Here is a 1,461-nt window from a genome sequence, read left to right as displayed (position 1 = left end):
GACGGATCCGGGAGCTGACGAGCGATGAGGAATGTGACCGCCAACCCCACCACCGCATCGCTGCTGGCCGCCGCGCTGGTGCTGGCCGCCGCGCTGGGCATCGCCGAGCTGCGCCCGCCCGCCCACCCGCCGGCCGACGGGCCCGCCGGCGCCACGCACACCCGGGTGGAGCGGACCTCCGCGATCTGCCCGCAGCCCGTGCAGGGACTCAGCGGCACCACCACCTACACCGCCTTCACCCCCTCGGGCGACTCCGGCTCGGCCGGGACCCCCGCGGCGACCGGGGCCGGCTCCGGCAAGGCCGTCCTCACCGATGTCGCCGGGGTGGCGCAGCCGAGTACGCCGCCCAGCGGCAAGCCGGCCGGTACGGCATCCCCCAAGGCTTCGGGCAAGCCGCCGGCGAAGGCACCGGGCAAGGGGGCCGGCGCGCCGCGCGCCGCACTGCGGAAGACCGGGACGCCGGTCTCGGCCAAGGCCCCCACCGGGGACGCGGCCCCCGCCGTGGCCGCGGTGACCGACGCCCACGGCCGCGGCCTCTCCGGCCTGACCTGCGGCGCCTCCGGCACCGGCTTCTGGTTCGCGGGGGCGTCCACCGCGGCGGGCCGCGAGGACTACGTCAACCTCACCAACGACGAGGACCAGTCCGCCATCGTCGACCTGGTGCTCTACGGGGCCAAGGGCGAGATCGACGACGGCACCGCCGGCAGTCTCACGGTGCCCCCGGGCAGCTCGGTACCGGTGCTGCTCTCCACCCTCACCAGGACCCCCGAACCGGACCTGGTGGTGAACGTGGTGGCCAGGACCGGCCGCGTGGGCGCCGCCCTGCACGCCTCGGACGGCGCCAAGGGCAGCGACTGGCTGCCGGCCTCCGCCACCCCCGACGGCACCGCGGTGATCCCCGGACTGCCCGGTGACCTCACCGCGGCCCGGCTGGTGGTGCTCGCCCCCGGTGACGACGACGCCGACCTCAAGGTGCAGCTCTCCGGGCCCAACGGCTGGTTCACCCCGGCCGGGCACGAGACCCTGCACGTCAAGAGCGGCATGGTGTCCGCTGTGGACCTGGGCGCGCTGACCCGCGGCACGGCCGCGGCACTGCGGCTGAGCCCCACCGACCCCAAGCACTCCACCCCGGTGGTGGCCGGGCTGCGGGTGGACCGCGGCAAGGGCACCCGGACCGACGCGGCCTGGCTGGCGGGCAGCGCCCCGGTGGGCGACCGGGCCACCTCGGCCGAGAACTGGCGGGGCGGCTCAACCCTGATCCTGACCTCCACGGGCGCCGCGGCCAAGGTGAGGGTGACCTCGTCCGCGGGAAGCGGCGGCGGCACCCCGGCGGTCAAGGAGGTGCAGCTCCCGGCGGGCGGCACCGTCTCGCTGGCGGCTCCCGAACCGCCGGGCGTCAAGGGGTCGTGGGCGGTCACCGTGGAGACGCTGTCCGGCGGACCGGTGGCGGCGGCCCGGGTG

General features: G+C 76.9%; 1 protein-coding gene. It reads left to right on the top strand.

Features of this window, described 5'->3' with window-relative positions; translation table 11 throughout:
• Positions 1-24 precede the first annotated feature (24 nt).
• Positions 25-1,461 (top strand): DUF5719 family protein (locus AOK09_RS31265; protein WP_157876107.1); only part of this gene is annotated, 1,437 nt, incomplete at its 3' end.

Origin of the sequence: Peterkaempfera griseoplana, assembly GCF_001418575.1 — a bacterium.
GTDB classification, from domain to species: domain Bacteria; phylum Actinomycetota; class Actinomycetes; order Streptomycetales; family Streptomycetaceae; genus Peterkaempfera; species Peterkaempfera griseoplana.
The sequence above is the reverse complement of the archived record's forward strand: the minus strand, read 5'-3'. Positions and strand labels throughout refer to the sequence as shown.